The organism is Halomonas almeriensis (assembly GCF_030409235.1).
GTDB lineage: Bacteria > Pseudomonadota > Gammaproteobacteria > Pseudomonadales > Halomonadaceae > Halomonas > Halomonas almeriensis.
In genome coordinates this window covers 68,359-82,234 of sequence record NZ_JAUFPO010000004.1, presented here as the reverse complement: position 1 = coordinate 82,234, position 13,876 = coordinate 68,359, and the positions used below count along the sequence as shown (strand labels likewise).

Below are 13,876 nucleotides of genomic sequence, written 5' to 3'. Positions count from 1 at the left end.
CGGGGCGCAGACCCCAAGAACCATGCGGGAAGCGCTGGCAGTCCCGCCATGGACTTGGCATGATCGGGGGCCGACATGTAGCGTATCGATTCACCGCGGACCGTCCTGAGCCCTGTATGAGCCAGCTACTCTTCTATCTCGATCCAGACCTTGCGAAAAGCCTGCAACAACAGCTCCGCGAACAGATCGCCCGGGGCATTCTCGATGGCCATATCCCTCGCGACGAGGCCGTGCCCTCCAGCCGCAAACTCGCCAAGGAACTGCACATCGCCCGCAACACGGTGATGCTGGCATATGAACAATTGCTCGATGATGGCTACCTCATCGCCAAGAGCCGAAGCGGTTATTTCGTCAACCCCGAGATCCTGAAAGGCAGTGCCGAGAAGCCCGAACGGCTCAATGACATCGATGCCGACCGCCTCCCCTGGGAGGAACTGTTGACCATGCGCCCGTCGCTGCAACAGACCATCGACAAGCCCAGCGACTGGCACCGGTACGACTATCCATTCATCTATGGACAGATCGACCCCGAACTCTTTCCCACCCAGCACTGGCGAGAATGCAGTCGCGATTCGATGAGCGTGCCGGCGATTCGCAGCTGGTCGACCGATCACCTCAATGACGACGACCCCTTGCTGATAGAGCAGATCCACCAGCGGCTGCTGCCTCGGCGCGGAGTGTGGGCCGACCCCGAGGAGATCCTGGTCACGATCGGCGCCCAGCAAGCGCTCTGGATTGCCAGCATGCTGCTCTTAAAGCAGGGCCGGCGGTTCGGCATGGAAAGTCCTGGCTATGTCGACATGCACAACATCGCCCGCACCTTCACAGACGATCTTCATCTGCTGGGCGTGGATGAAAACGGCATGTGTCTCGATGCAGCGCTACGTGACTGTCAGCTCGTTTATGTCACCCCCAGCCACCAGGCTCCTACTACGGTAACCATGCCGCTGGAGCGTCGCCGCCAACTGCTCGACATGGCCGAGATCGACAACTTCCTGATCATAGAGGATGACTACGAGAGCGAGACCAACTACCTCGACAACCCGACGCCGGCCCTAAAAAGCCTCGACCGGCACAACCGGGTCATCTATGTCGGTAGCCTGTCCAAGACCCTGGCCCCTGGACTGAGGCTCGGCTACATGGTGGGACCACCGGCGCTGATTCGCGAGGCGCGGGCCCTTCGCCGCCTCATGCTCCGCCACCCGCCGACCAACAACCAGCGCGCCGTGGCACTCTTCCTCGATCGCGGCTACCACGATGCCCTGCTGCGACACACCCATCAGGTCTTCCACAGTCGTTGGCAGCGCATGGGCGACGCCCTGGCTCGCCATATGCCACAGTCTTCGGTGCCCTCGACTTACGGGGGGTCCTGTTTCTGGGTCAGGGGGCCGGAGGGCCTGGACTGCCACGAGCTGCAGCGTCTCGCCGCCGAGCAGGGTATCCTCATCGAGTGCGGCGATATCCACTTCTTCGATACCCCTCGCAGCGAATACTTCCGGCTGGGCTTCTCGGCGATTCCCGAATCACGAATCGAACCGGGCATCGAGCGCCTCGCGGCGCTCATCCCCCAGGCGGTACGCTCGTGAGACAACCGACGCTTGTCGCAATGCCTCGAGCAGTGCCGTGGACCCTGGCCCGCGCCGTCCGATACAGACGAGTTGACACCGAGGCGGCACGCGGAACGCAGGCTGCCAGCCGAGCCGCCCGCCACTGAACGGTACGATCTGCACACCGGCACGATCACGGCGCTCCGCGAAGCCCTTGGCACGGACCAGTGCATCAGCGTGCTCGAGGAACACGGCTGCCAACCAGTCGGGATCGACCGGATCGGCCAGCGTCACGGTTGCCGACACCCAGGCTCCGGCATGACGAGCCATTCCGGCCGCCTCGGCAGGTAGCGTGATCGCCTGGCGGGATGATATCCGCGGCGCCGCGTGTTCTTCCCGGCCCGGAGGCGCGGGCATGATCTCGGGCTCAACGCCGGGGGCCAGTCGTGTCAAGCACGCGTACAGGGTCTCGTCTCGATGACACTCCCCCCCAGGCACTCGGTTGAGCAATACTCGAGTGGCAGCGGCAAGCTGTGCCCCCCGGAGATCCCCGATGAGGGGATCCGCAGCGTGAGAGTCGGCCTGGCTTGCATCCACCACGCAGACCACGTCCTCGAGCACCAGGCGTCGAGAAACACGCGCCAGATCGGCGATGCGCGCGGGATCGGCCACGCCGCTGGCCTCGATGAAGACTGCCCCGAGGCATCGCCACCAGCGCAACGCCTCGGCCAGCCGCTCGGCAAGCGTTCCCCCCAGGGTGCAGCAGATACAGCCATTGCTCAGTTCGAGGACCCGATCGGACCGGTAGTCGATCAATTCGGCATCAATATTGATGTCGCCGAAATCGTTGACGATCAACAAGGAATCATCGGGGAGCCCGGTGGCGATCAACCCATTGAGATAGGTCGTCTTGCCGGCACCGAGAAATCCGCCGATCACCGTCACTGGTATGGCAGCGTCATCCCTTGTCATGTACTAGACCTCCCAGCACGGTGGCCTGGATCCCGATATCCTTGAGATGCTCGGGCGCACACGCCAGCGGATCTTCCTCGAGTACTACCATGTCGGCGAACTTGCCGATCTCGAGGCTGCCCACCAGATGATCCAGATGCAGCGTATAAGCGGCTCCCAGGGTAATCATTTCCAGCACGTGCTCCACTGAAACTCGTTCGTGCTCACCCAGCCTTGCACCGGAAGCGGTCTGGCGCATCACCGCGCACCATGCGGTGAACAGCGGCCCCAGCGGCGTCACTGGGGCATCGCTGTGAAGCGCCACGGGAATTTTCATGCGACTCGCCGAGGCCAGAGGCTCCAGCCGTTGACAGCGCTCGTGACCGAGCGTGCGGGTGTAATGGATATCGCCCCAGTAGTAGATGTGATTGGCAAACATGTTCAGACACAGGCCCAGTCGCGCGGCGCGACGCATCTGGGCATGATCGATGATCTGGCAATGCTGCAGGGTGTGGCGATGATCGGCGCGCGGCCATAATGCGAGCGCCTCGTCCAGGGCGTCCAGCATTAGTTCCACCGCTTCGTCGCCATTGGTATGGATATGAACCTGAATGCCGGCCTGTTGGTAGGCCTGCACCATGTCATAGAGCACCTCGGGAGGCGCGTTCCAGATCCCGTTGGGGTGTCCATCATGGTAGTGCGGCCACTTCAACCGCGCCGTATACCCCTGGATGGAGCCATCGGTCATCAACTTCACCGGCCCGAAATACAGCTTGTCGTTGCCCAGGCCGCGACAGGCCTGCAGCCGTTCCACTCCCTCGTCGAGTGACCAGGCCAGTCCACTCATCGCCGGCACCAGGCGAACCGGATAGTCCGGTTCGGCCGTGACCTGCTGCAGGGCCTCGAGCCCGTCATCGGTAAAGGGGTTGTAGAGATCCGTGATCGTGGTCACACCGGCATGACAGGCGACTCGACCATAGCGGCGCAGCGTGTCGGGCGCCGCCACCGCCTCGAACAGATTCATGTCGAGCGCTTCGAAGATGGCATGCATCGCCGCCATCTCCTGCAACTCCCCGGTCGGCACGCCTCGATCATCGAGCATGATGCCCTCGATGCCGGCATGTGCCTCGAGGCCGGCCAGCCGCAGCATGCGCGTGTTGACCGTCATCACATGCAGGCTGGCATGTATCACCACCACCGGCCGATCCGCCACGGCGCCATCCAGCACGCCACGGGCAAGACGATCGCCCTCGAAATAGACCGGATCGAAGCCCCAGGCCACTAGGGGAGTTCCATCCGGCATCTTCTCGGCCTGCTCACGCAGACGTTCCTGTACCGACGCCATGCATCTGACGCCCTCCCATGCACGACCGTCGGGATCATGACGGGGAAAATACCCCAGATACAGGTAGTTCCACATTGCCCCCTCGAGCGCGTGGCTATGTCCCTCGACAAACCCCGGCAGGATCACCCGGTCTGCAAAGCGCTCATCCAGGATGACATCGTCCAGTGACGGCATGGACGACTCGGGCCCCACGGCCAGGAACACGAGCGCCGTGCCGCCAAAGACGGCGATATAGCCCCATGTTCCCAATGTGGGCACCAGCGGAGCAAAAACGAAGAGGATAGGAAAGTTGGTAATGATGATGGCCAGATTGAAAAAGGCCAGCTCCTTGGGCACCGAAGTACTGAAGTCGGCGTCCATCATGCGCAACAGCAACAAACCCGTCCCCGTCGACCCACAGCAGCAGCCAAAGGACGTCAGGGCCCTTTCGTGTCCCAACTGGCCACTCAGTCGACCGATGCACAGGCAGCCGATCAGAGTCACCGCCGTCACGGCGACGGTGACCAGCAGAATCGGCGTCAGCAACGCATAAAGTACCAAGAACTGAATGCTCATCAGCGTGCCGACCACCATGAAATCCACCGATGAGCCGGTAATGCGCTTGAGGCTCTCGTCATCGACATAGGACGACAGCCCCGCCTTGTCGATGATCAGCCGCATCAAGACACAGACACCCAGCCCGTGCAGGAAGAACAGGTTATGACTGAACAGCACGCTCAGATTGATGCCCCAGGGTTCGGCCCCGGCGACCACACCTGCATGAAAAGCAGCCAGCAATGCGTGATCACATAGGCGACAGCCAGCAATCCCAGGTGATAGGCCAACGAGTCGAGGCTTGCCGGATGCGAGATCATCCGTCCCATCTCGGGGCGCTGCTGGTCGTCGAAAAAGCCGTTTCGGAAGTTATCGTCCAGCCGTGAGGCCTTGTTGGCATTGGCCCCTTGCGCGATGAAGCGCTTGGCCAAGGGCACGCCGATGGCAAAGGCAACCAGGAAACCCAGAGAAGCGAAGATCAGTCCCACCTGAGCGGCATGTTCAATGCCATGATCCTCTTCCCAGAGTCCGCCGTAGGTCAGGGCCTGGCCAGGCCCCTGAGTGAAGCCATGCGTCACCAGGGCACCAAGCCATTCGCTGATACCGGCACCGGTCACGGCATCATAGCCGCGAACCATCAGGTAACCGATCACACCCTGCAGGCCGAGGCTGATCGTCCATATCAGGGTCAACCAGATCCCGCCGCGCACAATGCCGCCCCCGCCAAGAGACGGCTGTCGGCTGCTGCCGGTCAAGCACAGCGACATGAAACTCAGAGTGAAGAAATGAAAGGTCAAGGCGGTGAAGTCGTCAGGCGCAAAGCCGGGAATCCAGCTCAGTGACAGCAGCACGAAGCCCAACAGTCCACCGACGATACTCGACGGCACCAACATATTGCGAAGAAGCGCCACACGATTGCGCAGCACACTGCCGAGCAGCAGCATGCCGGCCAGAATCGCGAACGCGATCACACCGGGAAACGTATCTTGCATATCGACCTCTCGCATTATGCTTGTTCTAGGATGCTGAACCTTGGCATGGCCCTCTCGACCACCCCGTCATTTCAAAACTAGGCAAGCTGACGTGACCTGTATAATATCAATTATCAAATATTTGATGCTCTACAGGCATCATTATGCGGATCGAGATGCGCCACCTCCACGCTTTCCAGGCGGTCGCGGAACTGTTGCACTTTCGGAAAGCCGCCGATCGACTCAACATGGCGCAGCCGGCGCTGAGTCGTACCATTCGACAGTTGGAAGACGCCATCGGCGAGCAGTTGCTGGAGCGTGACAACCGGAACGTCACACTGACCGAACCAGGACAGATCTTTCTCGAGGAATGCCGTCGTTGCATCGCTCAGCTCGATGAAGCCGTACTCAAGACGCGTCGTGCAGGGCTCGGCGAGGTAGGGCGGCTACGTATCGGATACACGGACTTTGCCATCACCGGTCGCTTGCCCGAGTTGCTCGAAGTGTTCAAGGCTCAGCACCCCGATATTCACTTCGACCTTTCCTTCGGTTCAACCGAGGAACAACTCCAGGAGTTGCATGATGGGCATATCGATTTTGCCTTCGTCACGGGCCCCAATACCGCATCCGAGATCAGGACCGAGACCATCCAGCACGATGGCTTCATCGCCCTGGTCAGCGACGAGCACAGGCTGGCAACCAGAACGGCCATCGATCTGAGGGAACTGGCCGATGAGCCATTCATCGTCGGTTCCATCGAACGCTGGAAGCATTTCCGCCGACACCTCGATGCCCTCTGCATGTCGGCCGGTTTCCTGCCGAAAGTGGCTCAGGAAACCTTCAACAGCGAGGGGATCTTCGGTTTCGTGGCTGCCAACTTCGGCGTCACCATTCACCTGGAATGTGCCAGAAATTATATTCGCAAGGGCGTGACGCCACTGGCCATTCAGGACACTACCGAGTGCTTGGTGACGGAGGCGGCCTGGCATACAGGCGCCATGACAGCCGCCCAGCAACGCTTTGCCGACTTCATCGAGGCCCATGCCAGTCGACTCGCATAGGCCGCCGGGTAGGCGACTGGTCGATGCCGCCTACCCGGCCTGGCCCGGTGTCATAACACCTCGTCCTTCAGGTGGTACCAGCGATACAGCATTCGCTGACCGAGGCGCCGGAAAGGGGCAAACGCCCGAGACTCGACCATTTCGCGAACATTGGGATACGGCAGTCTCGACGTGAATATCGGCAGATCGAGCTCCTGCCCCTGCCCGGCAATCCACTGGGCCAGCCGACGACCGGCCTGGGCGGAATACATCACCCCGTTACCGCCATAACCCAGCGCATAATAGACCGTCTCACGAGAATCGGGCTGATGGATACGCGGCATCATGTCGTGACTGACGTCGACCCATCCCCACCAGGAATAGTCGATCTGGATTCCCTGGAGGGTCGGGAACTTGCGATGCACGTCATGGATCAGTTGGTCCTCGTACTTCTTCTGTGGCGCTTCACGACCCGTGATCGCACTTCGGCTGCCTATCTGCAGACGCTTGTCCGGCAACAGGCGGTAGTAGTGCCTCAGGATCCGCGTATCGGTGATCACCTGGTGCGTCCACAGGTTGCATGACGCGATCTCATCATCGGTCAGCCGGCGAGTGACGATGGAATTGGAGAGAATCGGCAGCAATCGGTTCTTCAGCGAGGGATGAAGACTCTGGGAGGTGTACCCTCCCGTGGCGATACCCACGGCACGCGCCTTGACCACGCCCCCCGGCGTTTGAAGATAGTGAACACCACCTCGAGTCTCGAAGCCCATCACCGGACTCGACGGATGGATCTTCACGCCCAGCTCACGCGCCTTGCGATGGTAGCCAAAGGCCAGCTTGCCGGCATGGATGCCGATTCCTTCGGGTTCATGCATGGCGCCGGCCGCTTCCTGATCTCCCATCCAGTCACGCTTGACCGTCTCGGCATCCAGAATCCGGGCATCATAGCCAAAAGTATTGCGCAACAGCCTGGCCTCTTTTTCCAGACTCGGCATGACCTTGTCCCGGTGGGCGACGTAGAGGTGCCCACCAGGCTGAGGATCACAATCGATATCGGAGATCAACGCCTTGAAGGTCGCCATGCCGGCCAGGCATTCTTCATGAAGCTTGAGCGCGGCATCCAGACCATAGCGCTGAATCCATTGCGAGCGCTTCAGTCGGCCGGATGCACATTGCGCCTGTCCGCCATTGCGTGTAGAGCACCCCCAGCTGACACGATTGGCTTCGAGCACGGTCGCCTTGATGCCATGCTCGCGAGCCAGGAAGATGGCCGCGCTCAGCCCGGTAAAGCCGGAACCGATGATCACAACATCGGCATCCATGTCACCACTAACCGGACCATCATCCTCCGGCGGCTCACCCGCGGTATCGATCCAGTAGGTGGGCGCATAATCACGCCCCTGTCCCGGTGTCGCACTCTTCAGTGGATCATAAGCTGGATCGTAAGGTCGGGAAGGCGCGGTGCTCCCACTGGCCTTCACCTCTTCTCGCGATACTGTCTCCATGATCAGACTCCTCGCCTTCTGAATGCCATGAATCGCTTGTGCCCCTGTCAGGCATTGACCGGCGGTCGATTTTTGCGGAAAGCATTCTTCACGGCGATCTTGCCGTCACGGAAGGTGAAGACATCCACCATGCGCGCCTCGGAGCGATCCCCCTCGGTAGTCGTGCCGCAGTATGTAGTCTCGGAAACGCCACGATCGCCGACCACGAAATGCTCGCCATCGATCCAGGCAGCATCGGGTGCGGTCTTCCAGGCATTCTCCAGTGCCTGGCGAACCTCTCCCTGCCCCACGAAGCTCTTCCCCATCAGCTCCGGACCGGCGATGGCATGAAACACGCAATCATCGGTCATCAACTCCATCACGGCATCGATATCATGACGGTTCAAGGCATCACTAAAGGCTTCAAGCAGTTCCACGGTGGGCTGGCTCATTGTTGTCTCCTGGGCTGGTATTCCGTTCACGCAAGGCGTGCGAAAAAGGGCCAAAGATTCGGTCCCTTGTCCTTTGATCACCACGAGAGTACTGACTGTGCATGACCGGCATTAGCGCCAGATGCCAACTGAACATTGGGCCAGTCGATTGCCATCAGATGAACTCCCCACCAGGAGAGACAACATCATGACGATGACGCCACAGCCGATGATCAGAAAACCCTTCATGAGCCACCTCCGTGAGAAATCTGCCAAACAATCCAAATTCCATAAAACGGTACCATTTGATTCTTTTTATGAAACCATTATATGCTCGAAACATTCCCGGTCGCCAAGCCCGGCCACCGTGACAAGGACCGGGCCCCATGGAAACGGTCCCGACGGGCCGAGGAGATAGTGATGACAGATCCCATGTATGCCCAGCCCGACACAATGCGCTCGGCACGCGAGCTCTTCGGCATCGACAGTGACCTGCAGGTGCCTGCCTTCAGCGAGCGCGATGAATACGTGCCGGAGATCGATGAGGCCTATCGCTTCAATCCCGACGTGACCCTGGCGATCCTGGCCGGCTTCACCCGCAACCGCCGGGTGATGGTTCAGGGGCTGCATGGCACCGGCAAGTCGACGCATATCGAACAAGTGGCGGCCCGACTCAACTGGCCTTGCCTGCGCGTCAACCTGGACGGCCATATCAGTCGCCTCGATCTCGTGGGCAAGGACGCCATTGTGGTGCGCGACGGCCAGCAGGCCACTGAGTTCCAGGAAGGTATCGTGCCCTGGTCGCTGCAACGACCTGTGGCACTGATCTTCGACGAGTACGACGCCGGTCGGCCGGACGTGATGTTCGTCATCCAGCGCATCCTGGAGCGCGACGGCAACTTCACCCTGCTCGACCAGAATCGAGTGATTCAGCCCCACCCCCACTTCCGTCTTTTCGCCACCGCCAACACCGTGGGGCTCGGCAACCTCACGGGGCTCTACCAGGGCACGCAGGTGCTCAACCACGCCCAGATCGATCGCTGGAACATCGTCGCCAAGCTCGACTACCTGCCCCGTGAAGAAGAGACCGCCATCGTACTGGGACGCGTGCCATCAAAGGATTCCGAGAGAGGACGCGAGTTGATCACCGCCATGGTGGCGGTGGCCAACCTGACGCGGCAAGGCTTTGCCGCCGGCGACTTGTCGACCCTGATGTCGCCACGCACGGTCATCACCTGGGCGGAAAACTGCGAGATTTTCCGCAACCCGGCGATCGCCTTCCGGCTGTCATTCCTCAACAAGTGCGATGAAGCCGAACGCCCCATCGTCGCCGAGTACTACCAGCGCTGTTTCGGTGCGGAACTCGATGAATCCTGGATGCAGGAGGCCGCTTCCTCATGACCGCAAGCGCCCAGCAGCAGGCGCTCCGCCAGCAACGGATCGAGGAATTGTGCGCCGCTAGCCTGCGTGCGTTGACCGGGGATGCCGACCTGCACTATCGCGGACGGCGCCTCTACCGTGGTGAGGTGCGATTGCCGACCCATGCGCCCCACCTGCGTATCGACCCCGGTCAGGACAACTTCGCCGACTGTCGTGCCGTCGCCGACGGCATGGCCCTGCGTCTGCTGCACTCCGATACCTACTTGCACCGCCGTCTACGGCCCGAGGGTTCGGTCGAGCGGCTGATCTTCGAATTGCTCGAACAGTTGAGAACGGAAACCCGGACACCCCGCGATATGCCGGGCATGCGCGACAACCTGCACCGACGCTTTTCGAGCTGGTCCCGCGACTTCTACCGCTCCGGGCTCACCGAGGGCAGCATCGGCATGCTGGTCTATACCGTCGCTCAGATGGGCTGGTCGCGCTTGAACGCATGCCCCGTGCTGGAGGAAACCGAGGACTATATCGAGAGCACTCGGGCATCCCTGGTGAACGAACTGGGCACGGCGCTCGCCGGCTTGCGTCGCCATCGCGATAACCAGGCCGCCTATGCCGAACATGCCCTGGCCATCGCTCGAATCGTCGGTGACCGAGTGCGCGTCGAACGCGCCCAGGCCGACGAAGACGATCCAGGCGATGCGGACGAGACGACCAGGGAGGCGTTCGCCCTGCTGCTCGATCTTGACGATGCCGAGGGCGACGATGATGGCGTTGCCGCCGCGACGACCGGTCACAGCAAGGTCTTCGAGGACACCGCCCAGACCTATCGGGTCTTCACGACCCGGTACGACCGCGAGGTCACGGCCAGCCACCTGGTGCGTCGCGCCCTGCTGCGCGAATACCGTGAACATCTTGATCGAGCGACCGCCGAGCAAGGCATCAACCTGCCTCGCCTGGCGCGGAGGCTCGCTACCGTGCTCTGCGAGCCCCGACCCGATGGCCGGGCCTTCGGCGAGGAAGAGGGCCACATCGACGGACGCCGCCTGGCCCAGCTGGTCAGTTCGCCGACCGAGCGCCGCCTCTTCTATCGAGACCAGCACAAGCTAGGTGCCGATTGCGCGGTCAGCCTGCTCATCGACTGCTCGGGCTCCATGAAGCACCATATCGAACCGGTGACGCTGATGGCCGAGAGCCTGATTCGTGCCCTGGAAATGATCGGTGCGAGTACCGAACTGCTCGGTTTCACCACCGGCGCCTGGAACGGCGGCCGGGCCTACAAGGATTGGATGCGGCAAGGCCGACCGCGCCACCCGGGCCGCCTCAACGAAGTCTGCCACCTGGTGGTCAAGTCGGCCGAACGTAGCTGGCGACGCGCACGTAACGATATCGCCGCCTTGCTCAAGCCAGATCTGTTTCGTGAGGGCATCGACGGCGAGGCGGTGGATTGGGCCTGCGAGCGCCTTCTCGGCCGCCCGGAATCGCGACGCATGCTGATCGTGATCTCAGACGGTTGCCCGGCCGACAGCGCCACCAACCTGACCAACGATACCTACTATCTGGACAACCACCTCAAGGACGTCATCGCCCGGCGTACCCGGGAAGGTCACGTGGAAATCCTCGGCCTGGGAGTGGGCCTGGATCTCAGTCCCTTCTATCGTCGCTGCCTCGCCACCGACATGACCCAGGCACTGGACAGCCACCTGTTCGACGAGATCGTCGCGCTGATCGGTGGTCGTCACCGACGCTGACGATCCAGGAAGCAAGTTTCTCGTCATGATCAAGGAGACCGACATGGCCAAGACACGCCTGGTGCACCAGTTCGGCATGGGCACCTCGATCCGCAGCCACAACTACACCGAGGCCGCAGCGCGGGCGATCCGCGATGCCCTGTGGCACAACTCGCTCAACATCGCCGATGCCCTCGACTTTCCCAAAGAGGCCATGCTGATCGACGTCGAGATCGGTATCCAGCAGCCCGAGGCCGTGGAAGTCGCGACCCTGCTGGGAATCTTCCCGTACGGCCAGCCATCGGTCAGGCTGATCAAGGGCGGACTGGACGTGGAAAAACCCGACGGTAGCGGCACCAGCGTGATCGCCAACGCCGCCGTCATCGTCTCCTTCGACATGGAGCCCGAACATGCCTGAGCGACGCCTCATCCTGGAAATGGGCAGCGGCAACGACCTCTACGGCGAGGACTACACCAAGGCCGCCTGCCGTGCCGTGCAGGACGCCCTGCACCACTCATCCATCGTGCTGTTCAAATCGCTGGGCTACGACCATCGCGAGATGCGGGTCCAGGTGACCATCGGTGTCCAGAAACCCGAACGGGTCGGCGCCGAAGCGGTAGCCGCCGAACTGCCCCGCGGCCGCGCCGAGGTGAGCGTGGTACACGGCGGCCTCGACGTCCACGACCCGGACAACGCCACCACCCACGTCATCGCCACCGCAGCAATCGCCGCCTTCCTGTCGATCAAGGACGGTGAGTGGCGGCTATGCCCCCCGGCGGTTGAGCATTAGCCCCCACCCGAAACATGCAGACCTCACCGGCAGTGAGGTCTGCGCTCCAGCGGTTCCAAGTCCAGGATGATTCTTCAACAGGTAAGCCCCCGTTTCATAGCCTTTTCAGGCTATGTAACAGAGGGGACCTATCGTTGGATCTGAGGTCACATCACCTGCCAGAGAAGACCAATATAGGATAGGTGATCAGATGGAGAGCTCTTCACGATGGAGCCGCACCGTCTCCAAGGCATTCCTGTGGCGCTTCTGATGGACTTTCTGCCGTTCAGCCCCATTGATCGCCTGCCCTTTAACGTCCGCAGAACTGACAACACAATATCCGCGGGCCTCAGCCTGTCCGCGTGCCCGGGCCGTCATGTGCACTCGAGGCTTACTCTTGTTGTTCGCATTCATCACTCTGCTCCTCCGCTTTAGGGGGCTCGTGGAGTTCAGTGTACAGCCTAATGACCCGCCCGTCATGCACGTCGATCTGTAGCCTCAGCCAGCAAAGCCGAAAAAGCAGACTCAAGAAGGGAGTTATCTGATGATAGAACATCGTGGCGCGTTTCCGCTCTCCCATGATGTTGGGTGTCTCCCTGCACAGGGTCAGTATGGCCAGTGGCGTTGGGTCTTCGACGGTAGGGGTCATCCCGCTGATCCGCATCGACAGACAGCTACGCTGAGCAGGGTGGGCCTTAAAATACTCTAAAACCCTCTGTTGTGCACTGTCACCGTACTCAGCGAGTTTTTCCGGTTCAAGAAACGAGTCCTCCACCCAGCAATATTTGGGTTCGTCGAAGGCCAACGGTGGCCCAGGAAGATTCACATGGGCCGAAATCTGTTCAGTATCTTCCCACCCCATGACAACAGCTGGCATACTCTCAGCATCTGGCTGTGCATCAGTGTACGGTGTCGTTGTTAGGTTGACATCGTGCACCATCAAAAGGTCACTGCTCGCTATGAAAGCATCCTGCGTTGCATGGCGTGTCAACGGTGACGCTAGACGCCAGACCTCGGGGTAATCAGGCTCGGGGAGATCCTTCTTTGGTATAATCCACGATATTCCTACAGAATAATTCGGACGATCATGGTCATGCGGAGAGTCAAACTCAATGGCCAAGTTCAAGATAGAATCGAGCACGAGACGTATCGCCTGATCTGTATATGCACGCCAAGACGCCATTTCCTCTTTGTCATACTCTAAAGCCCAGGAAATCCCATAGTGCGCATTTTCGACCTCGGCTTCCGCCTCATTGAAAAGCCTTGCGTACCACTGAAGATACTCCTTTGGCGGCATCGTCAGTGCTATATCAGCCACTTGCGCAATATTCTGGTTTAATTCATCCTGAAGGTCATGGGCTTTCTTATCTCTGGCCATCTCTTTAACCCACGCCAGAAAAGCCACTCCAAAAAACAATCCCCAAAAGGCGATGGCACTCCAAACAATCTCATCAGAGAAACTCGTATCTCCCTCCAAAAGAGGAAATGGAAAAGCCCCGCTTATCTCAGGCTGATAAAAGGCGATCATCAAACCCAGCAGTGCACTACCCCCTACGACGGCACTGCCAACCCAGCTTTTTCCACCTAAATGAAGGAGCCAACCTCCTTTCTTCTCGTCCATGGCATGAGTCATAGAAAAAGCCATTAGATATTTATTACAGAAGCCAGCGACCACTTCTCTCGCAATCTGATC

12 protein-coding genes are annotated in these 13,876 nt (G+C 60.3%); 6 read left to right on the top strand and 6 right to left on the bottom strand.

Going from position 1 to position 13,876, the window contains the following annotated elements:
* The first annotated feature begins 116 nt into the window (after positions 1–116).
* A complete protein-coding gene (pdxR, locus tag QWY74_RS01895; RefSeq protein WP_264823775.1) occupies positions 117–1,586 on the top strand; it encodes a MocR-like pyridoxine biosynthesis transcription factor PdxR in 1,470 nt (489 codons plus the stop codon).
* On the opposite strand, the gene QWY74_RS01890 is transcribed toward pdxR, so the two are convergent.
* Genes QWY74_RS01890 through QWY74_RS01880 form a run of 3 tightly spaced genes read right to left on the bottom strand, consistent with a single transcriptional unit; the run spans position 1,524 to position 5,369 of the window.
* Positions 1,524–2,519 (bottom strand): CobW family GTP-binding protein, encoded by a 996-nt coding sequence (locus QWY74_RS01890; RefSeq protein WP_264823776.1) that lies wholly within the window; start codon positions 2,517–2,519, stop codon positions 1,524–1,526. The genes pdxR and QWY74_RS01890 overlap by 63 nt on opposite strands.
* Positions 2,506–4,620 (bottom strand): amidohydrolase family protein, encoded by a 2,115-nt coding sequence (locus QWY74_RS01885; protein ID WP_290313662.1) that lies wholly within the window; start codon positions 4,618–4,620, stop codon positions 2,506–2,508. The genes QWY74_RS01890 and QWY74_RS01885 overlap by 14 nt, the downstream gene beginning before the upstream one ends.
* Complete coding sequence (locus tag QWY74_RS01880) at positions 4,560–5,369, bottom strand: sodium/glutamate symporter (RefSeq protein ID WP_264823778.1); 810 nt, start codon at positions 5,367–5,369, stop codon at positions 4,560–4,562. The genes QWY74_RS01885 and QWY74_RS01880 overlap by 61 nt, the downstream gene beginning before the upstream one ends.
* A gap of 143 nt (positions 5,370–5,512) precedes the next feature.
* Between QWY74_RS01880 and QWY74_RS01875 the strand changes: the two genes are divergently transcribed.
* A complete protein-coding gene (locus tag QWY74_RS01875) occupies positions 5,513–6,409 on the top strand; it encodes a LysR family transcriptional regulator (protein ID WP_290313661.1) in 897 nt (298 codons plus the stop codon).
* A 50-nt stretch (positions 6,410–6,459) separates the two neighbouring features.
* Here QWY74_RS01875 and QWY74_RS01870 read toward each other — a convergent pair whose 3' ends face one another.
* Entirely contained in the window at positions 6,460–7,896 is a 1,437-nt protein-coding gene (locus QWY74_RS01870; protein WP_264823780.1) for an NAD(P)/FAD-dependent oxidoreductase, read from the bottom strand.
* A 47-nt stretch (positions 7,897–7,943) separates the two neighbouring features.
* Positions 7,944–8,327: a nuclear transport factor 2 family protein gene (locus QWY74_RS01865; protein ID WP_264823781.1), complete on the bottom strand. Its 384-nt coding sequence runs from the start codon at positions 8,325–8,327 to the stop codon at positions 7,944–7,946.
* A 399-nt stretch (positions 8,328–8,726) separates the two neighbouring features.
* On the opposite strand from QWY74_RS01865, the gene QWY74_RS01860 reads away from it, so the two are divergent.
* Genes QWY74_RS01860 through QWY74_RS01845 form a run of 4 tightly spaced genes read left to right on the top strand, consistent with a single transcriptional unit; the run spans position 8,727 to position 12,204 of the window.
* Positions 8,727–9,707: an AAA family ATPase gene (locus QWY74_RS01860; RefSeq protein WP_264823782.1), complete on the top strand. Its 981-nt coding sequence runs from the start codon at positions 8,727–8,729 to the stop codon at positions 9,705–9,707.
* Entirely contained in the window at positions 9,704–11,434 is a 1,731-nt protein-coding gene (locus QWY74_RS01855; RefSeq protein WP_264823783.1) for a cobaltochelatase CobT-related protein, read from the top strand. Before QWY74_RS01860 ends, QWY74_RS01855 begins: the two co-directional genes overlap by 4 nt.
* Before the next feature lie 43 nt (positions 11,435–11,477).
* Entirely contained in the window at positions 11,478–11,831 is a 354-nt protein-coding gene (locus QWY74_RS01850; protein ID WP_264823784.1) for a Lin0512 family protein, read from the top strand.
* On the top strand, positions 11,824–12,204 hold the full coding sequence (locus tag QWY74_RS01845) for a Lin0512 family protein (protein ID WP_290313660.1): 381 nt from the start codon (positions 11,824–11,826) through the stop codon (positions 12,202–12,204). The genes QWY74_RS01850 and QWY74_RS01845 overlap by 8 nt, the downstream gene beginning before the upstream one ends.
* A 370-nt stretch (positions 12,205–12,574) precedes the next feature.
* Here QWY74_RS01845 and QWY74_RS01840 read toward each other — a convergent pair whose 3' ends face one another.
* Positions 12,575–13,804 (bottom strand): ABC-2 transporter permease, encoded by a 1,230-nt coding sequence (locus QWY74_RS01840; protein WP_290313659.1) that lies wholly within the window; start codon positions 13,802–13,804, stop codon positions 12,575–12,577.
* Positions 13,805–13,876: the final 72 nt, after the last annotated feature.